At 67.9% G+C, this 330-nt stretch carries 1 pseudogene; it reads right to left on the reverse strand.

The annotated features are described in order from the left end of the window. Positions 1–149: 149 nt before the first annotated feature. A pseudogene (locus tag L979_RS13475) lies at positions 150–330 on the reverse strand (inositol monophosphatase family protein); the annotation flags it as partial.

The following is a 330-nucleotide window of genomic DNA, read 5'->3' on the forward strand; positions in this document are numbered from 1 at the left end:
GAACAGCTGATCTTTCCGCGTTTCAGGTGATCTGACGGACCACCTTGCACGACGACGGCGCCCCACCTCCCAGGAGGATGGGGCGCCGTCGTCGTGGGAACCGGGGTGTGGTTCCAGGCCGCGTTGTTGCGGGAAGTCGGGATGAAGGCTCAGTCGCCGATCAGGTCCAGGACCTGTTCGTGCAGCAGGCCGTTGGTGGCGGCCGCGTTGCCGCCGAAGGGGCCGGGGGAGCCGTCCAGGGCCGTGAAGCGGCCGCCGGCTTCCTCCACAATGGGCACCAGGGCGGCCATGTCATGCAGGCTCAGTTCCGGCTCGGCGGCAATGTCCACT

It is taken from the genome of Kocuria sp. ZOR0020, from assembly GCF_000800955.1.
GTDB classification, from domain to species: Bacteria; Actinomycetota; Actinomycetes; order Actinomycetales; family Micrococcaceae; genus Kocuria; species Kocuria subflava.